The organism is Curtobacterium sp. VKM Ac-2865 (assembly GCF_015350905.1).
Lineage (GTDB): Bacteria > Actinomycetota > Actinomycetes > Actinomycetales > Microbacteriaceae > Curtobacterium.
In genome coordinates this window covers 1-25,663 of sequence record NZ_JADKRZ010000001.1, presented here as the reverse complement: position 1 = coordinate 25,663, position 25,663 = coordinate 1, and the positions used below count along the sequence as shown (strand labels likewise).

17 protein-coding genes and 1 tRNA gene are annotated in these 25,663 nt (G+C 72.3%); 5 read left to right on the top strand and 13 right to left on the bottom strand.

The window, feature by feature from the left end:
- Positions 1 to 5 precede the first annotated feature (5 nt).
- From ITJ54_RS00090 to ITJ54_RS00080, 3 genes are all read right to left on the bottom strand, one after another.
- The gene (locus ITJ54_RS00090; protein WP_194625353.1) at positions 6 to 917 is read right to left on the bottom strand and encodes a carbohydrate ABC transporter permease; all 912 of its coding nucleotides are present in this window, start codon (positions 915 to 917) and stop codon (positions 6 to 8) included.
- Complete coding sequence (locus tag ITJ54_RS00085) at positions 914 to 1,936, bottom strand: carbohydrate ABC transporter permease (protein ID WP_416354881.1); 1,023 nt, start codon at positions 1,934 to 1,936, stop codon at positions 914 to 916. Before ITJ54_RS00085 ends, ITJ54_RS00090 begins: the two co-directional genes overlap by 4 nt.
- A 111-nt stretch (positions 1,937 to 2,047) precedes the next feature.
- The gene (locus ITJ54_RS00080; RefSeq protein WP_194626152.1) at positions 2,048 to 3,307 is read right to left on the bottom strand and encodes an ABC transporter substrate-binding protein; all 1,260 of its coding nucleotides are present in this window, start codon (positions 3,305 to 3,307) and stop codon (positions 2,048 to 2,050) included.
- Between the two features lie 303 nt (positions 3,308 to 3,610).
- Here ITJ54_RS00080 and ITJ54_RS00075 point away from each other — a divergent pair, with 303 nt between their 5' ends.
- A complete protein-coding gene (locus ITJ54_RS00075) occupies positions 3,611 to 4,942 on the top strand; it encodes a glycosyltransferase (protein WP_194625352.1) in 1,332 nt (443 codons plus the stop codon).
- A 488-nt stretch (positions 4,943 to 5,430) separates the two neighbouring features.
- Here the strand turns inward: ITJ54_RS00075 and ITJ54_RS00070 are convergent, their stop codons facing one another.
- The gene (locus ITJ54_RS00070; protein WP_194625351.1) at positions 5,431 to 6,744 is read right to left on the bottom strand and encodes a glycosyltransferase family 2 protein; all 1,314 of its coding nucleotides are present in this window, start codon (positions 6,742 to 6,744) and stop codon (positions 5,431 to 5,433) included.
- 159 nt (positions 6,745 to 6,903) lie between these two features.
- Here ITJ54_RS00070 and ITJ54_RS00065 point away from each other — a divergent pair, with 159 nt between their 5' ends.
- From ITJ54_RS00065 to ITJ54_RS00050, 4 genes are all read left to right on the top strand, one after another.
- A complete protein-coding gene (locus ITJ54_RS00065; RefSeq protein ID WP_194625350.1) occupies positions 6,904 to 7,113 on the top strand; it encodes a hypothetical protein in 210 nt (69 codons plus the stop codon).
- A gap of 103 nt (positions 7,114 to 7,216) precedes the next feature.
- Complete coding sequence (locus ITJ54_RS00060; RefSeq protein ID WP_194625349.1) at positions 7,217 to 8,125, top strand: beta-1,6-N-acetylglucosaminyltransferase; 909 nt, start codon at positions 7,217 to 7,219, stop codon at positions 8,123 to 8,125.
- Complete coding sequence (locus ITJ54_RS00055) at positions 8,122 to 9,744, top strand: lipopolysaccharide biosynthesis protein (protein ID WP_194625348.1); 1,623 nt, start codon at positions 8,122 to 8,124, stop codon at positions 9,742 to 9,744. Before ITJ54_RS00060 ends, ITJ54_RS00055 begins: the two co-directional genes overlap by 4 nt.
- Entirely contained in the window at positions 9,741 to 10,982 is a 1,242-nt protein-coding gene (locus ITJ54_RS00050) for a glycosyltransferase family 4 protein (protein ID WP_194625347.1), read from the top strand. Before ITJ54_RS00055 ends, ITJ54_RS00050 begins: the two co-directional genes overlap by 4 nt.
- A gap of 157 nt (positions 10,983 to 11,139) precedes the next feature.
- Here ITJ54_RS00050 and ITJ54_RS18180 read toward each other — a convergent pair whose 3' ends face one another.
- From ITJ54_RS18180 to gltX, 9 genes are all read right to left on the bottom strand, one after another.
- Positions 11,140 to 12,111: a glycoside hydrolase family 16 protein gene (locus tag ITJ54_RS18180; RefSeq protein ID WP_194625346.1), complete on the bottom strand. Its 972-nt coding sequence runs from the start codon at positions 12,109 to 12,111 to the stop codon at positions 11,140 to 11,142.
- Positions 12,108 to 14,225 carry a PIG-L family deacetylase gene (locus ITJ54_RS00040; RefSeq protein WP_194625345.1) on the bottom strand — a complete coding sequence of 706 codons (2,118 nt, stop codon included), beginning with the start codon at positions 14,223 to 14,225 and terminating at the stop codon, positions 12,108 to 12,110. Before ITJ54_RS00040 ends, ITJ54_RS18180 begins: the two co-directional genes overlap by 4 nt.
- Positions 14,212 to 17,790 carry a glycosyltransferase gene (locus ITJ54_RS00035; RefSeq protein WP_194625344.1) on the bottom strand — a complete coding sequence of 1,193 codons (3,579 nt, stop codon included), beginning with the start codon at positions 17,788 to 17,790 and terminating at the stop codon, positions 14,212 to 14,214. The genes ITJ54_RS00040 and ITJ54_RS00035 overlap by 14 nt, the downstream gene beginning before the upstream one ends.
- The gene (locus ITJ54_RS00030) at positions 17,787 to 18,755 is read right to left on the bottom strand and encodes a glycosyltransferase family 2 protein (protein WP_194625343.1); all 969 of its coding nucleotides are present in this window, start codon (positions 18,753 to 18,755) and stop codon (positions 17,787 to 17,789) included. Before ITJ54_RS00030 ends, ITJ54_RS00035 begins: the two co-directional genes overlap by 4 nt.
- Positions 18,752 to 19,573, bottom strand: a complete 822-nt coding sequence (locus tag ITJ54_RS00025) for a glycosyltransferase family 2 protein (RefSeq protein WP_194625342.1) — start codon at positions 19,571 to 19,573, stop codon at positions 18,752 to 18,754. The genes ITJ54_RS00030 and ITJ54_RS00025 overlap by 4 nt, the downstream gene beginning before the upstream one ends.
- A gap of 334 nt (positions 19,574 to 19,907) precedes the next feature.
- Complete coding sequence (locus ITJ54_RS00020; protein WP_194625341.1) at positions 19,908 to 22,664, bottom strand: alpha/beta fold hydrolase; 2,757 nt, start codon at positions 22,662 to 22,664, stop codon at positions 19,908 to 19,910.
- Between the two features lie 282 nt (positions 22,665 to 22,946).
- A tRNA-Gln gene (locus tag ITJ54_RS00015) sits at positions 22,947 to 23,021 on the bottom strand.
- Positions 23,022 to 23,065: 44 nt separating this feature from the next.
- On the bottom strand, positions 23,066 to 24,010 hold the full coding sequence (locus ITJ54_RS00010; RefSeq protein ID WP_194625340.1) for an NAD(P)/FAD-dependent oxidoreductase: 945 nt from the start codon (positions 24,008 to 24,010) through the stop codon (positions 23,066 to 23,068).
- Positions 24,011 to 24,024: 14 nt separating this feature from the next.
- On the bottom strand, positions 24,025 to 25,512 hold the full coding sequence (gltX, locus tag ITJ54_RS00005; RefSeq protein ID WP_194625339.1) for a glutamate--tRNA ligase: 1,488 nt from the start codon (positions 25,510 to 25,512) through the stop codon (positions 24,025 to 24,027).
- Positions 25,513 to 25,663 lie beyond the last annotated feature (151 nt).

Here is a 25,663-nt window from a genome sequence, read left to right as displayed (position 1 = left end):
GGTCGTCAGCCCTTCACGCCGCCGGCGGTGAGGCCCGCCACGATGCGTCGCTGGAACACGAGCACCAGGATCACGAGCGGGATCGTGACGATCGTCCCGGCGGCCATCACCGCGGTGTACGGCTCCTGGTGCGGCTGCGACCCCGCGAACGACGCGATCGCGACGGTGACCGGCTGCGTGGCGTCGCTCGAGAGCTGGGACGAGATGAGGTACTCGTTCCAGGACGAGATGAACGCCAGGATCGCCGTCGTGAACACCGCGGGGGCGGCCAGCGGCAGGATGATCCGGCGGAACGCCTGCACGCGGGTGCACCCGTCGATGCGGGCGGCCTCCTCGAGGTCCCACGGCATCTCGCGGAAGAACGACGCCAGCGTGTAGACCGTCAGCGGCAGCACGAACGAGATGCTCGGCAGGATGAGTGCCTGGTACGAGCCCATCCACCCGATGTCCGTGAAGAGCTGGAACAGCGGGGAGATCAGCGCGACGCCGGGGAACATCGACGCGGCCAGGATCGCGCCGGCGATGAGGGACTTGCCGCGGAACTCGAGCCGGGCCAGCGCGTAGGCGGCGGTCGTGCCGACGAGCAGCGCGATGACCGTCACGACCGCACCGATGAACACGCTGTTGAGCAGCGCGCGGCCCAGGTGGTTGCCGAGGGCGGTCGAGAACGCCGTCGCGTAGTTGTCCAGCGTCACGTGCGTGAACCACGGCGTCGGGTCGAACGTGTAGCCGACGTCCCGGAAGCTCGTGACGATCATCCAGTAGAACGGCAGGAGGCACCACACGGCGATGACGAGCGCCTGGATCGCGGTGCGGACCCGGGGGCCCGTGTGCCGCTTGACGCGGACGTCACTGGTGTCGACGGCGTGGTCGCGGGACCGGGCCGACGCCCGGGGACGGTCTGCTGCGAGGGTCACTTGAGTTCACCCTTCTGCTGGGCTGCCTGGGTCTGCACGACGTTCGCCCCGAGGAACCGGACGAACACGAACGCGACGAGGAAGACGATGACGAAGGTGATCGTGGACAGGGCCGACGCGGCGTTGAAGCCCTGCCGGATCTGGTCGACGACGAGCACCGAGAGGGAGACCGTGGCGTTGCCGGAACCACCGCCGCCGCCGGTCATGATGGCGATGAGGTCGTAGATGCGGAGCGCGTCGAGCACGCGGAACAGCACGGCCACCATGAGCGCGGGCCGGACGAGCGGCAGCGTGATGAGCAGGAAACGCTGCATCGTCGAGGCGCCGTCCATCTTGCTCGCCTCGTACACCTCGTCCGGGATCAGCTGCAGCCCGGCCAGGATGAGCAGCGCCATGAACGGCGTCGTCTTCCAGGTGTCCGCGATGACGATCGCGAACCGGGACGCCCACTCGTCGGAGAACCAGAGGACCTGGTGCCCGATGACGTGGTTGAGCACGCCGTTCGCGTCGAAGATGAAGTACCAGAGCTTCGCGGTGACGGCGGTCGGGATGGCCCACGGCACGAGGATCGCGGCCCGGACGAGCGCACGGCCCCGGAAGTTGCGGTTCATGATGATGGCCATCCACAGCCCGATCACCGTCTCGAGCACGACCGTGACGAGGGTGAAGAAGAACGTGTTGCCGAACGCCACCCAGAACTGCGAGCCGAGGCTGCCGGGCGGGCAGGTGACCTCGCCGCACCGCTGTCCGAGCCAGTGCACGTAGTTGGTGACGCCCGCGAAGCCTCCGGCGACGAACAGCCCGGTCGCCTTGTCGAGCCCGGCGTCGAGCTGGAACGACTGGATGACCGCGCTGACGACGGGGTAGCCGATGACGATGGCGAGGAGCACGATCGTCGGCCCGATGAGGTACACGGCCCACCGGCCGTGCTCGGCGTTCAGCCCGCCCTTCCGCCGCTTGCGCGGCTCCAGCCCCTGGGGGTTCGGGATGGCTGCGGGGATCTCGGTTGCTGCTGACACGGACGGCCTCCTTGCCGGTGTCGGAACGCATGGTGGGGCGGACGGGAGGATCGTGGCCAGGCCGCCACGAGCCTCCCGTCCGATGCGGCGCGAGCCGCGCGACCGGGGCCGCTAGTTGCTGCTGGTCGCCGACTTCAGGGCAGCGTCCATGTCCTTCATGGCCTCGTCGACGCTCTTCGAGCCCTTGAGGGCGGCGTACGAGTTGTCCTGGATCGCCTTCGTCACCGCCGGGTAGAAGGGCGTGACCGGGCGGGGCTCGGCGCTCTTGATCGACTCGAGGAGCGTGGGCAGGTACGGCAGCTTCGCCGTCAGCTCGGAGTCCGTGTAGAGGTCACCGATGACCGGGGCGAGCGATCCCTGCGTCGCGAAGAACTTCTGCGTGTCGTTCGAGATCAGGAACTCGAGGAAGTCGTGCGCCGTCGCCTTGTGCTTCGAGTACACGCTGATCGCCGCGTTGTGGCCACCGAGCGTCGACGCACCGACGCCGTCCGCGCCCGGGATCGGGGCGATGCCGAAGGTGTCCTTCACCTTCGACGAGCCGTCGGTCTTGGCGAGGTTGTAGACGTAGGGCCAGTTGCGCAGGAACAGCAGCTTGCCGTCCTCGAACGCGGTGCGACCCTGCTCCTCCTGGTACGTGATCGCCTCGGCCGGGATGTTGCCGTCCTTGAACGCGTCGACCAGGTTCTGCAGGCCGGCCTTGGCCTTCGACGTGTCGACGTCCGGGGCGCCCTTCGCGTTCAGGATCGAGCCGCCGGAGCCGTTCACGGCCTCCGACGCGTTCACCGTCAGGCCCTCGTACTTCGCGAACTGGCCGGCGTAGCAGCCGATGCCGGCGTCCTTCGCGATCGAGCAGTCCTGCATCATGTCCGCCCAGGTGGTGGGCGGCGTCTTGACGAGGTCCTTGCGGTAGTAGAGCAGGGCGCCGTCGGAGGTCTGCGGGGCCGCGTAGAGGGTGTCGTTGTACGTGGCCGTCTTCACGGTCGACGGCAGCAGCTTCGAGGTGTCGAGCGCCATGTCGCCGGTGAGCGGGGTGAGCCAGCTCTTCGCCGCGAACTCCGCCGTCCACACGACGTCGACGTCCACCACGTCGTAGCCGTCGTCCTTCGCCTGGAAGTGCTGCACGAGGTCGTCGTGCTGCTGGTCGGCCTGGTCGGACTGCTCCTTGAAGGTGACCTTCTCGTCCGGGTGGGCCTTGTTCCACTTGGCGATGAGCGGGCGGACGACGTTCGAGTTGTCCTTGCCCTGCACGTAGGTGATCGGACCGCGGCTGTCCTGGCCGGTCTTCGCGTCGTCCGAGGCCGAGCTCCCGCTCGAGCAGCCGGCCAGGGTCAGGCCGATCACGGCGACCCCGGCCACCGATGCCAGACGCATCTTCTCGCGTGTGTTCTTCACGGCGTTGTCTCCTCATCGAGATCACCAGGCAGCGCGCATCGTGTCACGACAGCACCGGCCTGGAGCAGGCGACGCTGCCTGCTGGGCGGTGACGCTACGCCCGGTGCACAGTGGGCGCAACCGGTTGCAGGCGGTCCGTGACCTGAGTGTGACCTTCCGATCGGCAGGGAGTTCGCCGGTGAGCGCTCACTCCATGAGGGGGCCTGCGGAACCCCGCATGAACCCCGCCACGGACTCCGCCGTCCGTTGTCCACAGGATGGGGGAACCGTAGCGTCCCCCTCATGGTCTCCCTCCCCGCCGTCAACGTGCCCGGCCCGCGCCGTGTCATCGGCATCAACCTCGACGCTCCCCTGCCCGAGCTCGTCGCGGACGAGACCGGTGCCTCCGCGCTGGTCATCGGCTACCGCGACGGGTACCCGGTCACCACCCTCGACCTCCTGCTCACCGCCGACCCGGCCGACGCCTCCCGTGCGCTCGCGCCGCTGGTCTCCTCCATGGTCGAGGAGGGCGCCTTCGACGACCACGCCCCCGTGACCGACGAGGAGCTCCCGACGATCTCCGTCGTGGTCTCCACCGTCGTCGACCGCGTCGAGGACCTCGGGAAGCTGCTCGACGTGCTCGAGCACCTCGACTACCCGGACCACGAGGTCATCCTCGTCGACAACCGCGTGAAGCTCCCCGACATCGACGCGCTGCCCGCCATGCTCGAGGGCCGCAACGTCCGTCTGGTCACCGAGCGACGCCCCGGGCTCTCCGCCGGGCGCAACGCCGGTGTGGCCGCCGCGACCGGTAACGTCATCGCGTTCACCGACGACGACGTCCGCGTCGACCCGCAGTGGCTCCGCGCGATCGGCACCCGGTTCGTCCGCGAGCCCGGCCTCGACGCGGTCACCGGCGTGATCCTGCCCGTCGAGCTGACCACCCCGGCGCAGATCTGGTACGAGGCCTACTACGGCGGGTTCAGCGCCGAGCGCACCTTCGCCCCGGTGACGATCGTCCCGGACGACGTCAAGGGCGCGATGCGGCACGCCCGCGTCTCCGCCGTGCGTCCCGACGGGACCGTCCGCAAGACCTTCGCCGTGTACGGCATCGGTGCGTACGGCGCCGGTGCGAACATGGCGTACCGCCGCTCCCTCATCGACACCGTCGGCGGGTTCGACACCACACTCGGTGCCGGCTCCCCCGCCCGCGGGGGCGAGGACCTGGCGATGTTCATCGAGACGCTCTGGCGCGGAGGCCGCATCGGCTTCGAGCCGAAGGCCGTCGTGCACCACCGGCACCGCCAGACCGTCGAGGACCTGCACAAGCAGCTGCACGGCAACGGCGTCGGGTTCACCGCGCTGATGTGTGCGCTCGCCGCCAAGGACAAGCGGCACCTGACGGTCCTCGCGCGCCTGATGCCGCTCGCCGCGAAGGTCAAGGCGAAGCAGATGGCGTCCCGGCTCGCGGGTCGTCGTGACGCGGCAGCCGAGACGACGAACGAGGCCTCGACCACACGCATCCCGCGGTCCCTGGCGTACCACGAGCTCCGCGGCTTCCCGGCCGGTCCCGCCGCCTGGTACCGCAGCCGCCGCCGCTGGCGTGACGTGGAGGCCGGTCGCTTCCGCGCGTAGGGCGCTGGCGGCACTGCTGCTGCGTCGTCCGTCCGACGCCGGGGTCCTCGTGGCCCCGGCGTCGTCGTGCGTGCGGGGGCGCGACACCATCGCTGTCGTCGGACGTCGGACGTCGACGGTGTCGTTCGGCGTCGATCCGTCTGCATGCTCCGACACGGCACGAGTCGAACGACGCGTGCGGTGTCGACCCATGCGCACGCACCACATGCGTCCGCACAGAACGACACGGCACCGGTCGAACGACGCGTGCGGTGTCGACCCATGCGTACGCAGCACATGCGTCCGCATCAGACGACACGATCGCTGTCGTACGACGACGACGATGTCGTCCGGCGTCAGCGGCTCGCTCGGGTCGGCGGGCGCGCGACAACGCGGCTGTCGTACGACGACCACGATGTCGTTCCGAGTCGGATCAGCGAGGCAGATCGTCAGCGGGCAGCTGCCAGACGCGCCCCAGCGGGCAGCAGGCAGCCGGACCGCCCCGCGCGTCAGCCCCGCCGCGACCGCAGCCGGCCGAGCAGGTAGCGCCACGGCCCGCCGAGCGCCGCGACGAGCTCGACGCGCTTGAGCCCGGCGGTGGCCGCGCGGAACTCCTCGTCGACGGGCCACCCACCGACGGCGTCCACGGCAGCGGACACCTGGTCGGTCCCGGCGCCCTGGCCGAGCGCCCCGAGCTGCTTCAGCGCACCGGTCGCCCGCCGGAACACGGCGAACGCGGTGGCCGGGCGCAGCATCAGCTTCGTGACCCAGGCGCCGAGCCCGGTGCCGTACCCGAGCGCCTGCGACCGCAGCGCCGCCCGGTCCGCACGGTGCCGGTGCCACACGAAGGCGGAGGGCTCCACGGCGAGCGCCCCACCCGACAGCAGCACGCGGGTGAACAGGTCGGGGTCCTCGCCCGCGCGGGACGGGGTCCCCGGGCCGAGCGCGACGTCGAACCCGCCGAGGGCGATGGCGGGTGCGCGTCGGAGCGACATGTTCGCGCCGGTGCCGAACGCCCCGACGGAGAACGGGAAGAGCGGCAGGTCGGCGGGCGGCGTCGCGGTGCGGAACACCCGACGCTCGAGGTTCCGCGCCCACGTCACCCGCTCGTCGAAGTACCGCTGGGTGGGCGTGCGCAGTTCGCCACTCGGCACGAGCCCGGTCACGCAGACGACGTCCGCGTCGCGGGCGAAGGCGTCGGCGACGCCGGCGAGCCAGGACCGGTCGACGACGACGTCGTCGTCGACGAAGGCGACCACGCTGCCGGAGGCGCGGGCGAGACCGGCGTTCCGTGCGCGGGAGACGCCGGGTCGGGCCTCCAGGACGTAGTGGAGGCGCGGGTCCGCGAACGACGCGACCACGTCGCGGGTCGCGGTCGTGGACGGCGCGTTGTCGACGACGAAGACCTCGAAGTCGTCGTACGCCGACGCCAGGACGGACTGCACGCAGGTGCGGACGTCCTCCGGACGGTCGCGGGTGCCGATGACGACGGAGACGCGGCCGACCGGCGTGCCGGCGGGGCCGGACGGGAGGCTCGTGGTGCGGAGTGCGTCGAGGGCCGGTCGCAGCTCGGTCAGGTCCACGTCGCCGCTCGCGTCGACGGCGACGTCGACGAAGCCGGCGACCTCGCGGCCGTCGCGGACGAGCAGGCGGGCGCGGCGGAAGCCGGCGGCACCGGCGAGCTCGACGGCGGAGGCGGCGAGCGCCTCCTGCCGGTCGACGGCGCCGACCCAGGCCGCACCGGCCCATGCCGGGGCGTCGGGCGAGGGCATGGCGGGCGTGAGCGTGAGCACGCGGGTCGTGGTCGCCTGGGGGTCGGTCATGTCGTCGATGCTCCGGTGGCCAGGTGACGTGGTCAACGGTGCCGGCGGGTGGTTGCGGCGACGGTCGCGGCTCTTGCGGTTTGCCGCTACGGGGGCGGCGTGTTCCCCCTAGAATCAGCGTACGACCTGACGGCAGCACGTCGGGCACGAGGAGGACGCATGCCGCTGGGCCCCACGACCGAGCTCGGTGTCCCCCGTACGGCCGACGGCGCCGCTGCGCCCACGTCCGGTCCGACCCTCGTGGCGGTGCCGGCGGCCGAGGACTCCGCGACCTGCGTCTGCGGTCACCAGCAGGCGGCGCACGAGCACTACCGGCCCGGCAGCGACTGCGCGCTCTGCGACTGTCCCCGGTTCCGCAAGAAACGCTGATCACACCCCGGTTCGGCGGGTGGGTGCGGGAAACCGCCGCTTCCCCGCAGAGGGCCCCTGATCGCCTTGTCGGCCCGGGAACGCCGCCGTTAGCGTCGCGTCCATGGCCATCTCCCCAGCCGCTCTCGCGTGCATCGTCCTCGCTCATGAGGACCCTCGGCACGTGCGCCGACTCGTCGAGGCGCTCGATCCGTTCCCGGTGTTCCTGCACTGCGACGCGCGCACCTCGGAGTCCGTCTTCCGGGCGATGACCGACGGCCTGCCCGAGCGCGTCCGGGTGCTGCCCCGGATCCGCACCGGGTGGGCGAAGTGGGAGAACGTCGCCGCCGAGGTCGAGGGGTACCGTGCGGCGCTCGCCGAGACGGACGCCTCGCACGTGGCGGTCCTGACCGGGAGCGACTACCCGCTGGCGAACGCGGCGGAGATCCAGGACCTGCTCGAGGCGCACCCCGAGGAGTCGTTCATCGACGCCCGTCCGCTGCCGCACCCCGCGTGGGGTCGGGACGGCGGGGCCGCGCGGATCCGTTTCCCGCACTGGGCCTGGCGGAAGCACATGCTCCGCGTCCCGGTCCCCCGCCGGGTCCCGCGTGACGTGGTGTTCGCCGGTGGTTCGCAGCTCAAGGTCCTCGCCCGGCACCATGCCGAGGCCGTCGTCGAGGTCGTCGACAGCCGTCCCGACCTGGTCCGGTTCTGGAAGCGCGTGTGGATCGCCGACGAGACCTTCGTGCCGTCGGTGCTGCGCTCCCCCGCCCTGGTGCCGGACTTCGCCGACGAGCACGTCCCGCACGCCCTGTGGTGGATCGGGTGGGACGGCACCGCGCAGAAGAGCCCGCCGTGGCTGGGCACCGCCGACGCCGGGCGCCTGCTCGAGCGTCGGACGGAGCCGGGCGTGGCGCCGCAGCACGTGTTCGCGCGGAAGTTCTCCACCGCTGTCAGCTCCGACCTGCTCGACGTGATCGACGCCGCGTTCGACCTCCACACCGAGGCCGCCCGCGAGGTGGTCGCACCGTGAGCGCCCCCCAGACCCGCCGCGAGGCCCGCGCCGTCCGCGACGCAGCCGCCCGCGACGCCGCAGGCACGCCCGCAGCCGCTGCCCCCGTCGCTGCCCCGGCACCCGGTGCCGCCGCTGTCCCCGCCCCCGGCGCCACTGCGACCGGCACCATCACCGTCCCGGACCTCGCCCCCACCGAGGGCGCCGCGGAGGCCCTCGACACGGGCAGCGTCGCCGTCCGCAAGGGCGCCTCGGTCCTGTTCGGCCGCGGCCTGCTGTACGTCGTCGTCTGGTCGATGCAGCTCGTCGTCTCCTCGCTGATCTCCCCCGTGCTGGCGCACCTCATGCCGCCGGCGGAGTTCGGCGTCCTGGCGTCCGCGATCGCCCTGTACCAGGCGCTCGTCGTCCTCGCCGTGATGGGCATCGACCAGGCGTCGGTGCTGCAGCGCGCCGAGGACGGCACGGACACCCGCGCCCGCGGCCTGCTCGCCGTCGGCATGATCACGGCGAGCATCGTCACGGTCATCGCCCTGACGACCATCCCGCTCTGGGGCGACGCCGCCGGGTTCATCGGCAACCACCCGCTGCTCCTCGTCGCCGTGCTGTGGACCGGACCCGCGGCGATCGTGCAGATCTCCCTCGCGCTCCTCGTCGCGCAGGACCGCATCAAGGTCTTCGCGGTGACGAGCCTGCTGTCCTCGATCGGCGGCTCGATCATCGGGCTCGGTCTCCTGACGTTCGTGCGGGCCGACGCGACCACGTACGCCTGGGGCGGTGTCGTCGCGCAGGGCGTGGCGATGGTGATCGGCATCGCGGCGACGAAGCCGCGCCTGGCCGGGCTCCTGGACCGGAAGACGACCGCCAGGGCGTTCCGCCTCGGCATCCCGGTCGCCCTCGGCAGCCTGTCCTACTTCGTGCTGAACGCCGGGGACCGCCTCGTCGTGCAGCGGCTGCTCGGCCCGGACGAGGTCGCCCGCTACCAGATCGCCTACGTCGTCGGGTCGGCCGTCATCCTGCTCCTCACGTTCACGAACCAGGCCTGGGCGCCGCTCTTCGCCGCCCTCCGCGACGGTGTCGCCCGCCGGCAGCTCGCGATGCACTCCCGCGACGAGCTGTACAAGCTGCTCGCCCCCGTGCTGCTCGCGGTGACCCTCGTGTCGCCGATCGCGCTGCCGATCCTCGCCCCGGCGTCGTACCGCGTGGAGCACCTCACCGTCGTCGTGTTCGTCGTCGCCATCACCGCGTTCCCGGTCGTCGCGAGCGGTGCCACCGGACGGCTGCTGCTCATCGAGCGTCGCGGGGTCGCCGTCGGGGTCATCGGTGCGGTCGCCGGCGTGGTGAACATCGGCGCGAACCTGCTCCTGGTGCCGGTCCTCGGCATCGCCGGGGCCGGCCTCGCGACGGTCATCTCCTACGCGGGCCTCGCCGCGCTGCAGCAGGCGTCGCTGTCCGACCGGCGCGAGTGGCACGGTCCGCCGTTGCGGGTCGTCCTGGTGGTGCTCTCGGCCCTGACGGTCGCCGGTGTCTCGGTGTTCGTCCCGCAGGACCTGTTCTGGAACTGCGTCCGGATCGCCGGCGTCCTCGGCTGCATGCCCTGGTTCTTCCGTCGCCTGCGCGCGGCCCGCGGCGGTGTCGCATGAGCCACCGCGGCATCGACCGTCGCCGTCCGCGCCGTCGGCACCGGACCACCGCGGCGCGTCCCCCGCGGGTCGGCGTCGTGACGAACGGCCTCGCGATCACGGGCGGGGTGGAACGCTGCGTCCTCGAGGACACCCGCGAGCTCGTCGCCGCCGGCCTCGACGTCGAGGTCTGGCACCGTCCCGCCGTCTCCGGCCCCGCCGACGCCGGTCGTGCCGCGTACGACGACCTCGGCGTCCGCCTGCACCACGCGAGCGACTACCGCTTCGGACTGCGGTCCGCGGTCGGTGACGCCCTGCGCTTCGTCCGGCAGGGCCTCGCCGTCCGTCGGGCCCGCCTCGACGTGCTCTGGCTGAACCGGCCGGAGTTCCTGCCGTGGGGCCGCCTCGTCTCGACGGTCGCCGGCGTCCCCCTCGTGGTCCACCTGCACCACGCGCCGAACTACGCGCGCCTCGGGCTGCTCGCCGGCGGACGCACCGAGTACCTCGCTGTCTCGCACGCGATGGCGCGTGCCTGGGCCGCAGCCGGTGTGCCGCCGCAGCGCATCACCGTCGTGCCGAACGGGGTCGACACCGACGCCTTCCCCGCGTCCACGCCGCACCAGGTGCGCGCGGCCCGGGTGACGCTCGGCATCGACGACGCCACGCCGACGGTCCTGTACTACGGCCGACTGACCCCGTCGAAGGGCGTGCTCGCGCTCCTCGAGGCCTGGGGCCGCGTCCTCGCGACCGCCTCCGACCGCCTGCCGGTGACCACCGTCACGACGGGCGCCACCGCCCCGCGCCGCGAGCCGCTCCTGGTGCTCGCCGGTGCGCTCCGCCCCGGAGACGCCCCCGCGGTGCAGCGCGCGATCGACGCGCTCCCCGACGGCTCGGTCCTCGTGCTGCCGGAGCGGGACGACGTCGTCCCGCTCCTGCACGCGGCCGACCTGGTCGTGGTGCCGTCGATCGAGCCGGAGGGCTTCGGCCGCGTCGTCGTCGAGGCCATGTCCGCCGGCCGTCCGGTCGTCGCAGCGGCGTCCGGCGGCACCGGCGAGATCCTCGCCGACGAGTGGGCGCGGTTCACCGTCGACCCGGAGGACACCGCGGCACTCGCGAAGAAGGTCCTCGACGTCCTCGACGAGGCCGTCCACGACCCCTCCCTCGGCGCACGGTGCCGCGAGTGGGTCCGGGAGCACTACGGCCCGGAGCCGCACCTGGCCGGGCTGCTCCGCGCCCTCCGCGCCCACGGACGCCGCTGACGCGAGCTCGTCCCACGGCGTGGTGGCACGACACGGCGGCACGACGAGGTGGCCGGTCCTGTCAGGGCCGGCCACCTCGTCGTGTCGTCACCACACGACGGACGGGAGGCTCGGTGCCAGCTGGCACCGAGCCTCCCGTCCGTGACGGGGTGACCGCTCAGCCGGCCGCCGGCTTCGTCGGGGGGGTCGCCTGCGGTGCCGCGCCGTCGGCCGGCACGTCGATCGTCATCCAGTCGATGAGCAGGGACCCGTCGGCGTCGGCCGGCGGGTTGCCGGAGTTCGAGCCGGCCTGGATGACGAGGTGCATCCGTGCGGTCGGGATGTCCTCCGTCGTCGAGCTGACGACCTCGTCGTCGATGAGGAACGACATCCGTGTCGGGGTCCACTCGATCGTGTAGGTGTGCCAGTCGGCCAGGGACGCCGCGGTCTCCAGGTGGATGCACTTCTCCGCGGGGTCGGCGAGGCAGTGGACGTTCAGGTACGCCGGCGCACCGAGCGCCCCCTCGGGGAAGTCGATCTCGCCGTCCGCCCAGATGTTCTGGTCGCTCCAGAGGAGCATCGCGACGCCGTACCCGGCGACCTCGTCGCTCCGCATGCGCACGGTGTAGCGGCCGGAGGTCTGTCCGCCCCACTGACCGTCGACGAGCGGGACGATGCCGCCTGCGAGCGGTGTGCCCGCCTCGGTCGTGCGGAGCCGCATGTCGAGCAGGCCGTCGTGGGCGGTGAGCACGTCGGCTTGGTAGCGGCCGGTCCCCGCGGTGTCCGCGAAGCCGTGGTACACGGAGAAGCGGTCGGCGTAGGGCTCCTCGAACCCGCCGGTGGGCGTGGTGTCGGCGAAGTCCTCCGAGAACACGCGCTTCCAGCCGTCGCCGTCGGTGGTCGGCATGGACACTCCACTCGGGTCGTGGCTCTCGCCGTCAGCGGTGCTCGTGACCGAGGCGGCGACCACCCCGGCGACCAGCACCAGGGCGCCGACGCCGAGCGCCAGGCGCCGGGCGCCGCGGCGGGCCGTCGGGCGGTGGCGTGCGAGCCCCGCACCGTGGGCCGGTGCGGCACCGTGCGCTGCGGCCGCCGTGTCGTCCACCGGCGGGTCGTCGACCGGCGGGTCGTCGATCGACGTCCCCGTCACCTGGCTCCCCACGCGCGGATCTCGGAGAGCCCGACGTTCGTCGTGCTGTTCGAGACGCCGGTCGTGGTGAAGCGCACCCACTTCACGTTCCGGGCGCTGAAGTCGACGGTGAGGGCCGAGCCGTCGTCCGGCAGCGAGCCGACCTGCACCTGGCTGCCGTCCGAGAACGTCAGCGTGCCGCTCGTGATGTGGTCGGACAGGTTCGGCCGGTCGTTCAGGACGATGCGCTGCAGGGAGACCGACGACGACCAGTCCAGCTGGTACCAGACGCCGGTGCGACCCCACGGTGCGACCCACTCGGCCGCCGAGTTCGTCGGGTAGCCGGACACGATGCCGTCGACGCCCTTCGCGACGGTCTGGCCGTCGGCGGGGTTGTCCCACGCGGCGGTCGGGGTGGCGCTGCCGGTGATGTCGGCGGACGTCGGCGTGGGGGTCGGGGTGGGCGTCGCCGTCGGGGTGGACGTGGGCGTCCCGGTGGGTGTCGCCGTGGGCGTTGCGGTCGGCGTCGGCGTCGCGGTCGGGGTGGGCGTCGGCGTCGGGGTGGGCGTCGGCGTCGGGGTGGCCGTGGGCGTCGCGGTCGGGGTGGGCGTCGGCGTGGACGACGTGGCCGGGCCGTACACGCGGATCTCGGACAGGCCGACGTTCCGCGTGGTGCTGCTGACCGCCGTGACGGTGAACCGGGCCCACGTGACCTTCCTGGCCGTGAACGCCAGGCGGGTCAGGGAGCCGCCGTTGTCGAGCGACGGGACGGTCAGGCTCGAACCGTCCGAGAACGTGAGGGTGCCGCCGGTGACCTGGTCGTCGGCGTTGGGCCGGTCGGCCAGGTCGACCTCGCCGATGGTCGTCGCGCTGGACCACCCGAGCTGGATCCAGGTGCCGACACCGCCCCACGGGACGGCCCACTCGGCGGTCGGGGCGTCGGGGTAGCCGCTGACGACGCCGTCGACGGCCTTCTTCGCCGTCTGCCCGTCGGCCGCGTTCTCACCGCTGGCCGTGACGGTGGCAGCGCCGGTGACGTCCGTGCCGCGGGTCGGGCTGGTCGGCTCGGTCGGCGTGGTGCTGCCGGGGTTCGTGGGGTTGCCGGGGTTCGTCGGGACGCTCGAGCCGGCCGTGTACTGGCGGCTGAGCCACGAGCCCTCCGGCTTCGAGGAGCAGGCCTGCCACGAGGCGCAGGTCTCCCCGTCGTGGGCGGCGTACGAGTAGAACACGGCGCCCTTCGCGTCGGTCTGCGCCTGGGTGAGGTTCGACGGACGGTTGGCGATCGGGTACCCCATGTACCCGGTGAAGGCGTGCGTGCCGGTGTACTGCTTCTGCACCTGGTCGGTCAGGTAGCCGATCGTGTGGTGGTCGCTGTGGTCCCCGTCGCCGTACCCGCCCACGTGGTCGAGGGTGTGGACGTCGGTCGGGGCGAAGTCCTGCATGACGCCGAGCAGCGTCGCCGTGAGCTGCGGCAGGGTGTACGTCGTGGGCTGGGCGGCACCGGTGAGCGTGTGCATCGTCGTGATGCGGCCCTGGTACAGCTTCTGCAGGCTCTCGCTGCCGTCCACGGCGAAGCCGGAACCGTCGACGTTGCCGTCGGGCAGCTCGAGGAAGACCAGGCTCAGTCGCGGGTTCGTGGTGAGCGTCGCGGTGCGGAGCGTCTTGCCGGCGGCGGTGAGGGTGCCGGACGCCCACTGCGGGGCGACGCCGGCCAGGTTCGCGTAGGCGGCCATCAGCCCGTCCTCGCGGCCCTGCCAGTACCAGGCGGGCTTGCCGGCGTCGCCGCCGGTGACGACGACGGAGCGCACGCAGCGCCCGGCGTCGACGTCGGTGCGGAGCGCGGTGCCGTCGAAGAGCAGGTCGTCGTCGGCGTGGGCCACGACGGTCAGCACACGGCCGGCGCTGCAGTCGGCCGCGCCGCTCGCCGTGGTGCCGGTCGCCCGGGTGACCGCTGCCGTGCCGTAGGTCGCGCCCGACGTCGTCGTCGTGCTCGTCCTGGTCGCACCGGTCCACGCGCTCGCGGCGACGGGGGCGACCACCAGGCCGACGACGGCGACCGCGGCGACGAGGACGGCCGCGACGGGCGCGGTGATCGCTCGCCGCGCCCGTCGGTGTCTGGCCCTACTCGGCGCCATGTCGCAGTCCGGCCGGGGTCAGCTGGTACATCGCGGTGGTGCCGGAGGACCAGACGCGCTCCCAGTACGGGGACTTCGCCATCGCCGCGCCGAACTGCTGGTAGTCGGCGTCGCTCTGGTAGCCGTAGCGCTCGTCGTAGGCGCCGAAGGGCTCCGCCACCAGGGCGTAGTACTTCGTGGCCGGCCAGGTGCTGACGAGGTCCTGGGTCACCTTCGACACGTCGGCGGTGGCGTCGTACGACCCGGTCGGGTCCGGGTACGCCCCGAGGACCTCGCGCGACAGGTAGCCCACGTCGAAGTACCGGGCGCCGGTGTTGCTCGGCACGGCGTTCGCGGACCCGGTCAGGAGCATCAGGGAGCCCTTCGGCGCCGTCCGGTCGTAGAGCTGCGTGGCCTCGGACTGGCTCCGCGTGGGGACGCGGTTCCAGTCGAGCGAGGTCTGCCCGAACGCCCCGACCGCGACGAGCGCCGCGACCCCGGCGGCCGCCACCGCGTACTTGACGGCGGTCGGACGCATCGAGCGTTCCACCAGTCGACCGGACCAGGCGAGGCGCCCGGCCGGAGCCGGCAGCGCCGCGGCGAGGATCGCGATCCACGGGGTGGCGAACAGGACGACGCGGAAGATGCCCTCCTGGCCGTAGTTCGTCGCGACGAGCAGCGAGATCGGGCTCGCAGCTGCCGCCAGGAGTCCCCAGTGCAGCCGGTCCCGACGGAGCAGGACGGTGATGAGCGCGATCAGCCCGAGCACGATGAGCGCGGCGGCCGGGATGTCGAACGCCAGGCGGGTGACGAGCGGCTTCGGGAGCACGGTCATGTCGTGGGTGGGGGGCTGCACGTTGTCGAGCACCCGGCCGACGGCGGCCAGCGAGAGGAACTTGCCGAGGACGTCGTCGTTGAGCAGCGCGAACACCACCGCGGGGACGAGGACCACGACCGGCAGCCACCACGGGCGGAGCAGGCGGAAGACGACCAGGGTGACCAGCGCCGCGACCGTCAGGTACGGCGAGATCTGGTGCGTCACGGCGAGGACGATCGCGATGCCGGCGATCGCGATGATCCTGGACAGCCCGACCTTGCGGGCACGCAGCGTCTCCACGGCCTCGCCGTTGGTGCCGGTCACGACCGCGGGGCGGAGCTGGCCGGTGGCGAGCACCAGGATCACGACCGACATCAGGATGCCGGTCGACTGCGGGGAGAAGTACGTGGTGTTCAGCGAGCCGGTCATCGCGGTCAGGAACGCCGCGATCCAGGGACGACGGGCGCCGGGCAGCCAGCTGGCCGCCAGGACGCCGACGGCGATCGTGGTGCTGAACGCGAGGAGGACGGGGAACCAGGCGGCGATGAGCATCGCGTTGGCGATGCCCCCGACGTCGGCGACCCACGCGCCGGCGGCGAAGAGCCCCGACCAGGTCTGGAAGATGTCGGCGGTCGGGTTCGTGCCGCCGTACTGGCGGATGTACTCGAGCACGCCGACGTGCCGCGCTGCCGCCGTCACGGTGGGCATGCCGTACGTGATCGCCTGGGCGAGCTGGACGACACCACCGAGGACCACGACGGGCACGGCCACGCCACGCCCACGGACGAGCGCCACGACGGCCGCGGCGACGATGACCAGGATCCCGATGACGAGACCGGGGCCGAGCGAGCCGAACAGGCCGGCCGGCACGGGGTCACCGATGTGCGTGAGTGCTGCGACGACCACGATCGCCAGGCCGACGAGCGTCAGCGCGGTGACGGTCGCCGTGGTGCCCCAGCGGGAACGGAGCGCGCCCTCGGGCGTGGCGAGGCGGTTGCGGCGCAGGTCGGCGACGTCCCGCGGGACGGCGATCGCGACGGCGAGGGCCGTCAGCACCGTGACGCCGACGAACGGCACGACGGGAGACCAGATGTGGAACGTCGCCATCGTGTAGCCGATGCCGATCGTGCCCACGAGCGAGGCGGTGACGGCGAACGCCGAGAACCGTGCCAGCGGCATCGGTCGGACGAGCAGCAGCGGGGCGACCCCGAGCAGCGCGAAGAGGTACACGGCGATGGCGCTGGCGCGCAGCGTGGGCATCCCGGCGATGGTGCCGATCGCGGCCAGCAGCAGGGTCGCCACGACGATGCCGGCGGCGACGAGCCGTGCGACGGGGCCCATGGCGCCGTTCTCGGTGGTCCGCGACGGGCCGGCGGTCGTCAGGCCGCGCTGCAGCTCGTGACGGCCACGTGCGGTGCGGTCGATCGTGCCGGCACCACCGAGGCGTTCGCGGAGCGCCAGGAACGGCGCAGTGAGGACGGAACGTCGCTCGACTCCGCGCAGGCGGTGCTTCGTGGCGCGGAACTCCGCGTCGACGGCGTCCGCCGGCACGGCGCCGGTGTCGGCGTCCGGCTCGACGCCCGTCGCGCGGCGTGCGAGCGCGCCGACGTCGGAGGCGTGGTCGCCCTGCTCGAGGCCGAGTCGCGCGAAGGCGCTGACTGCCCCGGGCGCGGCGTCGACCGACGCGGTGAGCGTCTCGCGGTCGAAGGCGTTCTTGGTCATCCATGCTCCGAGTCCGTGGCCGTGCGCCGCAGCTGCCGCGCGGAGCGACGCGACGTCGTCCGCTGAGCGCTGCCAGACGATGGCGGCCGGTTCGACGGCGATCGCGGAGCCCGCGGACAGCAGTCGGGTGAAGAGGTCGAGGTCGTCGCCACCGCCGACGCGGGTCCCCGGACCGAAGGCGGTGTCGAAGCCGCCCATCCGGAGGACGGTCGCGCGGTGCACGGCGAGGTTGCCGCCGGTGCCGTAGGCGGACGCAGCGAAGGGGTGCAGCGGGGTGCCGTCCTGCTCGTCGTCGCGACGGATCACCCGGCGGCGGACGGTGCGGGCGGCCGGGGTGCGGTCGTCGTGCCAGCGCTGCGCAGGCGTGCGCAGCTCGGCGCTCGGGACGAGCCCGGTCACGCAGGCCACGTCGGCGTCGGCGGCGAAGGCGGACGCGATGGCCGAGAGCCAGCCGTCGTCCACGATCGCGCCCTCGTCGAGGAACGCGACGACCTCGCCGGTGGCGGCGAGGAGTCCGGCGTTGCGGGCGGCGGCGAGGCCGCCGGTCGGTGCGGCGATCGTCGTCACACGGCGGCCGTCGATGGTGACGACCGTGGCGTCCCCGTCCTCGGCGGCGTGCGAGACGACGACCACGTCGAAGTCGTCGTGGCGCACCGCGAGCAGCGAGCGCATCGTCTGGTCGGCGGCGCCGTCGGTGCAGAGCACCACGGTGACGGACGGCAGCACCTGGTCTGCTGCCGGCCGTGCCATGGGTGCGGACATCGGGCGCATCGCACGCTGGAGCGTGCGGACGTCGATCGTCGCGCCGATGCGCCGGCGCTCGGTGACGTCCGTCTCGACGAAGCCGAGCGGCTCGCCGTGGTCACGCACGAGCAGCCGTGCGCGCCGGTAGCCCTCGGCCCCGCGGAGCGCGATGACGTCCCGGTGGCTCGAGGCGTGCACGTCGGCGCGGTCGACCTCGCCGACCCACACGGCGCCGTCCCACGTCGGGAACAGCGGCCCCGCGACGACCGGCGAGATGACCATCGCCAGGGTGGAACGGGTCACGGTGCACCGACGGTCTGCGGCGCCTTCACGGGGGCGGCCGGCGACACGACGACGCCACCGAGGACCCGACCGACTGCGTAGCCCGTGATCGTCGACGCCACGGACAGCGCGATCGCGAACGCACGGGTCCCACCGCCGCGTCCGAGCGCACCGAGTTCCCGCAGCAGCGCGCCGGGGAGCACCTTCGTCAGGTACGTCGACTCGCTGGAGAGCGAGTCACCCGTGCCGACACGACGGCTGAGGACGGCCTTGGAGATGCCCTCGTAGTAGCTGCGGCGACGGACGTAGCGCATCTCGACGCGGTCCGGGGACACCCGGTGCGAGACGTTGGAACGCGGTTCGTAGCGGATGCGGGAGGAGGGCTTCGCCTGGGCGATGCGGATGCAGAGCTCCGTCTCCTCGCAGCCGAGCGGCTGGTTGCCGACGCGGCCGATGCCCGAGCGGAACCCGCCGGCGGCGAGCAGCACGTCACGGCGGAAGGCCATGCTCGACCCGATGACGTTGCGCACGTCGCCGGCCGCGGTGGGCAGACCGGCGTAGCTGCAGCCGACGATCCAGAGCAGTTCGGCCGGGTACGGGCCGGCGCCGGTCGTGGTGGGCCAGGACGGCGTGGCACGGCCGCCGACGCCGACGACGTCGGGCAGCTCGAGCGCTGCGACGAGGTGCTGCAGCCAGTCGGCGTCCGCCGTGGCGTCGTCGTCGAGGAACGCGACGACGTCGGCGTCCGTCAGGGCGACGCCGGTGTTGCGTGCGCCGGACAGGCCGCGGTCCTCGGAGTTCTCGACGACGCGCAGCTCGGGCCAGCGGGCCTTCGCGCGGAGGTACAGCTCGGGCTCGTGGTCGATGACGACGACGACCTCGGTGGCCTCCGGCTGGCGCTTGGCCGACTCGACGGAGTCCTGCAGGTCGCCCCAGCGCTGCTGGGTGTACGCGCAGATGACGACCGCGACGGTCGGGGCGTTCACGCCGCTTCCTCGTCGAGCGCCGGCACGGCGGTCGGGACGGCGCGGGTGACGGGGGCCATGCGGGCGCGGGCAGCGGCCTCGGAGACGCGGCGACGCTCGTGCATGATCGACTTCAGCACGCGGATGCCGTCGGAGATGGCGTTCAGGTTGCTGGTGCCGTGCACGCGGAGCTTCTCGTGGCTCGGGACCTCGGAGATGACCAGGTCCGCGGCGGACCAGCGGCAGGTGAGGATGGTCTCGATCTCGAAGCCGTCGCCCCACAGCATCGAGCCGTCGGTCGGCTTCGGCAGCGTCGAGGACAGCAGGCCGATCTTGGGCAGCGTGTCGGCCCAGAAGGCGTTGTAGCCGTAGCAGAGGTCCGTGTAGCGCGCGCCGAGCAGGACGTTGCTGACGACGTTCAGGCCACGGTTGCCCAGGCTCCGGACGATCGTGATGTCGTCGCTGCCGCCACCGAGGGCGTAGCGGGTGCCCTTCGCGACGTCGGCGCCGGCGACGAGCGCGTCGACGAAGCGCGGGATCTCGTCGGGGTCGGCGGAGCAGTCGGCGTCGAACATGACGACGACGTCGCCGGTGACGGCTTCGAAACCGCAGACCAGGGCGTTGCCCTTGCCCTTGCGGGTCTGCTGCACGACCTTGATCGACGGCATCAGGCGCTGGGCCGTGGCGATCGTGTCGTCGACCGAGTTGCCGTCGACGAGGATCACCTCGTACACGGGCGGGAGCTTCGGGAGGATGATCTCGAGGTTCCTCGCTTCGTTCCGAGCGGGGATGACGACCGAGACGCGGGGGTCTCGGGGTCGGGAGGTGCTGGCGGACATGGTGCTCCTGTCGGGTTCAGGGGGCATACGGATGAGTTCGTGGGAAGCGAACGGTCGTCCGTGGGTGACGGAGGACGAGACGCTGAGACGTCGGCGACGATGCCTGCGGAGTCGAGTGCCCCCGCCTGGTGGTGGAGAACGGTGGTACGCCGTTCCCTGGTGATTCCCACCCTCGCGGCGGCAGCAGTGAGGGTCAATGCGATGCGCGGTCCCTTGCGGACCACCGAGTGCGGATACGGAAACCCGCAACGGCCCGCGGTGCGCGGGCTGGGACCAACGGACTGGAGGCTCGTGGCGGCGCTGCCACGAGCCTCCAGCCGGTCCTGTGTGGGCCCTAGGGCCGCGCGTCGGTCGGCGCGAGCGCCTCGCGGAGCACCGCCGCCAGTTCGGCCACGTGCGGCTCGCGCAGGAGCGAGCTGTGCTCGCTCTGGATGCGAACGGTGCGCGTGTCACCGCGCAGGACGGCGGACCAGCCCTGCACGTCGGGGTTGCCGTCCGCGAGGACGAACGTCGACCGCCCGTGGTACGGCGTGGCCGTGTGCCGTCGGGTGACGAGCTCCGCCTGGTCGAAGAAGGCGTCGAAGTCCTTCTGCCCGCCGAAGCGCAGCACCCCAGCGCCGTACGCCCGCAGGCGGCGACCGAGCAGGCCGCCCCACGGCAGACCGGACGGCATGATGCGCTTGGTGACCCGGTCGAGCCCACGCTTGACGGACCGCGCCGCCGTGTTCTGGGGCTCCCGCTGCTCGATCCGTCCGAAGTGCAGCTGCGCGCTCTCCGAGCGGGTCCGCGGCAGGTAGGTGTCGAGCAGGGCGACGTGGTCGACCTGCTCCCCCGCCTCCGTCAGCATCCGGGCGACCTCGAGTGCGATGAGCCCGCCGAGGGAGTGCCCGACGAGCAGGTACGGGCCGTGCGGCTGCACGATGCGCATCAGGGCGATGTAGCGGCGGGCGGCGCGGGCGATGCTCCAGTCCGGCAGCCCACGGCGCTCGATGCCGTGCTGCTGCAGGGCGTAGACGTCGTGGTCGGGCAGGTACCGGGACAGCGGCAGGAACGTGAGCGCGAGGGCCCCGCCGCCGGACAGGCAGAACACCGGCGGGTGACCGGGGTTCCGCGCCTCGGCGACCTTGACGATGTCCGGGTGGCTCGGCAGGGCGCTGGCACCGGACCGGACGTGGCGGGCGAACGAGCGTAGCGTCGGGTGCTCGAGGAGCTCCGAGGCGCGCAGGTCCACGCCGAGGCGCTCCTGCACGATCGCGAGCATCTCCTCGGCGGACAGCGAGTCGCCGCCGAGCGCCGAGAAGTCCTCGTCGAGGTGCACGCCGCGCAGGCCCAGGACCTCGGCCCAGATCTGGCCGACGACGAGCTCCCACTGGTCGTACTCGCCCTCGACCATCTCGACCTCGATCGCCGGCGCACCGGGCAGCTCGGCACGGTCGACCTTGCCGCGCTCGGTGCGCGGCAGCGCGGGCATCGGGACGATCGTCGCGGGCACCATGTACTCGGGCAGGACGTCGCGGAGCGCACGGCGGATCGCCGCGGGCGACGGGGTGCGGCGTCCGGGACGACCCACGACGTAGGCGACCAGCCGGGTGACGGCGGGCGGTTCGACGAGCGCGGTGACGGCCACGTCGTGGACCTCCTCGAGCCCGCGGATGGCGGCCTCGATCTCACTCGGCTCGACGAGGTACCCGCGCACCTTGACGGCGTCGTCGGAACGGCCGAGCAGCACGATGCAGCCGTCCGGCTCCATGCGGGCCAGGTCACCCTGGCGCCAGGTCGGGACGCCGTCGGCGCTGACGCCGGCGTGCTCGGCGGTCTTCTCCGGCGCGCCCCAGTAGCCGGCGGTGAGACCGGTGGACTCGACGAGCAGCTGGCCCGCCTCACCGACCGGTGCCGGGGTGCCGTCCTCGCGGACGACCGTCACGTGCTTGTTCGGCAGGGCGTACCCGGCCGGGACGACCCCGGACGGGGCGACGTCACCGGGGGCCACGGGGAAGAAGGCGACGCAGCCCATCTCGCTCGCACCGAGCGCGTTCCACACCGTCGTGGTGTCGCTGAGGACCGGACGTGCGGCGACGACGTCGGAGCCGCTGATGGCCTCGCCGCTCGTGACGACGACGCGGAGCGCCTGCATGGCGGCGATCCGGTCCTCCTGGCCGGGACCCTGCAGCACCCGGTCCTGCGTCACGCTCGACACGATCGAACGGAGCAGGTGCGGGGTGCAGACGAGGACGTTGACGTCCTCGGCGGACATCCGCTCGAGGACCCGTTCCGTGCCGAGGTCGCGGGGGTCCAGCAGCACGATCGCCCCGCCGTTGAGCAGGGTGCTGAAGCCGAACAGGAAGCCGGCCGCGAACGACAGCGGCATCACGAGCGCCAGCCGGTCCCCCGGGGCGCTGCCGATCGCGACGGCGTCCTGCTCGACGTTGTCGATCTGCTGCTGGTGGGTGATCGCGACGCCCTTCGGCATCCCGGTGGAGCCGGAGGTGAACGCGAGCACGAGGGGGTCGCTCGCGCCGGGGCGGCCCGGGTTCGTGGTCGTGGTCGTGCTGGCGTCGTTGGTGGGCTCCGGCTTGCCGGCCTCGGCGTCTGCCAGCAGCGTGTGCAGGTCGTGCACCACGCCGGCGGCGCCGAGGACGGCGGCTGCGGCAGCCGACCGCTCGGTGTCTGCCAGCACCTCGGTGACACCGGCCAGCTCGACCACGTGCCGCAGGCGCGCGGCGGGCAGGTGGTCGTCGAGGACCACGACGAGGCGCTCCGCCATCACGAGTGCGAGGATCCCGACGACCGCCTCGGTGGTCTGCCCGGCCATCACGCCGATCGGCACCGGGGCACCACCCGGCGTCAGCCCCGTGCCCGTGCCCGAGTGGTCGTCCGGACGCAGGCGTTCCCCGAGGTGCAGCGCGAGCGAACGGGCCAGACCGTCGGCCTGCACGAAGCTCAGCTGGCGGCCCTCTCCCGCGAGTGCCGGCGCGTCCGGATGTGCTGCCACGACCCGGTCCCAGCGGTCCACGACGGAGTGGTCCGCGGCGGCGGGGACGGCAGCGCTGTACGCCCAGGGGTGTCGGGTGTCGGGTGCTGTTGTCGTCAAGGAGGTGCCCTCAGGGATCGTCAGGAGACCGGTCGCTCCGGCTCACTCCAAGGGACACTAGGTCGGATCGTCACCCTCGTTCCAGGGGCACCGACGCGGGTGCGGACATCCTGCGGTTCTGCGCATCGTCGCGACTCCCCCAGAACCGACTGCGAACCAGCGCAGAACGGGCTGCGAACCCGCGCAGACTCCGCGGTCGTCGGGGATGCGGACGAGCGACGGGGAGACCGGGGGCGGAAACGCGAACAGCCCCCGGGAAGACCCGGGGGCTGTTCGTCAGTCTGGCTGGGGTACCTGGACTCGAACCAAGAACGACGGTACCAGAAACCGCTGTGTTGCCAATTACACCATACCCCAAGAAGCCTGTCGGCCTCGCGCCCCGTCATCCGGGGCACGGTCATCTACTGTACATGATCCCGGAGGTCCGCGAGACCACCGACCAGGTCACGGTGCACCGCCGCAGCCGTGGTCGCCCCGTGGCCCGCCGCGACGATGAGCTGCTCGGGTCCGGGCGGTGTGACGTCGCCGACCGCGTAGAGCCCGGGCACGCTGGTGCGGCCCGCCCGGTCGACGACGACCAGGCCCTCGGGGTCGCGCTCGAGCGTGGCGTCGACCCAGTCCAGGTCGACGTGCCACGTCGGCCGCACGAACCCACCCGTCCGCGGCTCCACGTGCCCGTCTGCGAGCCGGACACCGGTCATCCCGGACCGGTCCCCCTCGAGGTCGGCGACGGGCCGCTCCTCGACGCGCACGCCCGCCGCAGCCAGCCGCGCACGACCGGCCTCGTCGAGCGGCGCGACGCCGTTCGTGAAGACCACGAGGTCGTCGGTCCACGAGGCGATGAGCAGGGCCCGGTCGACCACGTCGGGCGTCTCGCAGACGAACGCCAGCGGCTGCCCCGCCTTGTCGTACCCGTCGCACTCGACGCAGCTGTGCATGGCGCTGCCGTAGAAGGCCCGCAGGGAGGGCAGCGCCGGGAACTCCTCGCGGAGCCCGGTGGCGATGACCACGGTGCGCGCCGTGGCCTCGACCTCGGCGCCGCGCCACGTGCCGTGCAGGCGCCAGCCGGCGTCGTCAGGACGCACGTCGTCGATGACGGCCTGGACGACCGTGGCCTCGGGGTACTGCTCGACCTCCGTGCGCCCGAGCTTCCGCAGCTCGAGCGGCGAGATGCCGTCACGCGTCAGGAACCCGTGCGAGCGCAGCGTCGCGGCGTTCCGCGGGCGGTTGGCGTCGACCAACAGCACGGTCCGCTTCGCGCGCACCAGGTTCAGTGCGGCGCTGAGTCCGGCCGGGCCGGCACCGATGACCGCGACGTCGTGGACCGTCTGCCCGTGCTCGTCCATGCCGTCCGCGTGTCTCAGCGAGCCGCGAGGGCGCGCAGTCGGGCGAGCGTGGAGTCCTTGCCGAGGATCTCCATCGACTCGAACAGCGGCGGGCTGATCCGACGACCGGACACCCCGACGCGCAGCGGACCGAACGCCACGCGCGGCTTCAGCCCGAGCCCGTCGATGAGCGCCGTGCGGAGGGCCGCCTCGATCTGCTCGGTGCGCCACTCCTCGACGCCCTCGAGCGCGGTGGTGCTCGCCTGCAGGACCTCGGTCGGGTCGCCCTTGAGGCTCGCGAGGGCGTCGTCCTCGACCACCAGGTCGGCGTCCGCGGTGAAGAGGAAGCCGAGCATGGCCGGTGCCTCGCCCAGCAGCTGCATGCGCTCCTGCACCAGCGGCGCAGCGAGCTCCAGGACACGCTCCTGCTCCGGAGTCGCAGGGACGTCGACGTACTCGGTCAGGTACGGCTTCAGACGGTCACGGAAGTCGACCGGGTCGAGCAGCCGGATGTGGTCGCCGTTGATGGCCTCGGCCTTCTTGTGGTCGAACCGTGCCGGGTTCGGGTTGACGTCCGCGACGTCGAAGGCCTGCACCATCTCGTCGATGGAGAAGACGTCGCGGTCGGGTCCGATCGACCAGCCGAGGAGCGCCACGTAGTTCATGAGCCCCTCGGGGATCATGCCCGCGGCACGGTGGTGGAACAGGTTCGACTCGGGGTCACGCTTCGAGAGCTTCTTGTTGCCCTCCCCCATGACGAAGGGCAGGTGCCCGAACGCCGGGATGAACCCGGTCAGGCCGATCTCGTACAGCGCCTCGTACAGGGCGATCTGTCGCGGGGTCGACGACAGCAGGTCCTCGCCGCGGAGCACGTGCGTGATGCCCATCAGTGCGTCGTCGAGCGGGTTCGTGAACGTGTAGAGGGGCTTGCCGTTCGGCCGCACCACGACGAAGTCGGGGAACGTGCCCTGCTTGAAGGTGATCTCCCCGCGCACGAGGTCCTGGAAGCTCAGGTCGCGGTCCGGTACCCGGAGTCGCAGCGCCGGCGCCCGGCCCTGGTCGCGGAACGCCTGACGCTCCTCGTCGGTGAGGTCGCGCTCGTGGTTGTCATAGCCCTGCTTCGGGTCGCGGCCGGCGGCGACGTTGCGGGCCTCCATCTCCTCGGGCGTGACGAAGGACTCGTACACGTGCCCGGAGGCCTGGAGCTTCGCGATCACGTCCTGGTAGACGTCCGTGCGCTCCGACTGGCGGTACGGGCCGTGCGGTCCCCCGACCTCGACGCCCTCGTCCCAGTCGAGCCGCAGCCAGCGCAACGCGTCGATGAGCTGCTCGTAGGACTCTTCGCTGTCGCGAGCGGCATCGGTGTCCTCGATGCGGAACACGAGCTTGCCGCCGGTGTGCCGGGCGTACGCCCAGTTGAACAGGGCCGTCCGCACGAGTCCCACGTGCGGTGTGCCCGTCGGGGACGGGCAGAAGCGGACGCGGACATCGGACCCAGTGGCAGTGGTGAAAGGCGCAGTCATGACGCCCACGATCCTACCCGTGGAACGCAGAAAACCCCTGACCACACGTGGTCAGGGGTTCCCTGGTCGTACAAAAGAAGTCCGGCGGCGTCCTACTCTCCCACAAGGTCCCCCTTGCAGTACCATCGGCGCTGAGAGGCTTAGCTTCCGG

Coding starts and splice junctions, on each gene's coding strand:
- ITJ54_RS00080 (WP_194626152.1), bottom strand. CDS start 3,307: ATGCGTCTGGCATCGGTGGCCGGGGTCGCCGTGATCGGCCTGACCCTG.
- ITJ54_RS00075 (WP_194625352.1), top strand. CDS start 3,611: ATGGTCTCCCTCCCCGCCGTCAACGTGCCCGGCCCGCGCCGTGTCATC.
- ITJ54_RS00070 (WP_194625351.1), bottom strand. CDS start 6,744: ATGACCGACCCCCAGGCGACCACGACCCGCGTGCTCACGCTCACGCCC.
- ITJ54_RS00065 (WP_194625350.1), top strand. CDS start 6,904: ATGCCGCTGGGCCCCACGACCGAGCTCGGTGTCCCCCGTACGGCCGAC.
- ITJ54_RS00060 (WP_194625349.1), top strand. CDS start 7,217: ATGGCCATCTCCCCAGCCGCTCTCGCGTGCATCGTCCTCGCTCATGAG.
- ITJ54_RS00050 (WP_194625347.1), top strand. CDS start 9,741: ATGAGCCACCGCGGCATCGACCGTCGCCGTCCGCGCCGTCGGCACCGG.
- ITJ54_RS00040 (WP_194625345.1), bottom strand. CDS start 14,225: ATGGCGCCGAGTAGGGCCAGACACCGACGGGCGCGGCGAGCGATCACC.
- ITJ54_RS00025 (WP_194625342.1), bottom strand. CDS start 19,573: ATGTCCGCCAGCACCTCCCGACCCCGAGACCCCCGCGTCTCGGTCGTC.
- ITJ54_RS00010 (WP_194625340.1), bottom strand. CDS start 24,010: ATGGACGAGCACGGGCAGACGGTCCACGACGTCGCGGTCATCGGTGCC.
- gltX (WP_194625339.1), bottom strand. CDS start 25,512: ATGACTGCGCCTTTCACCACTGCCACTGGGTCCGATGTCCGCGTCCGC.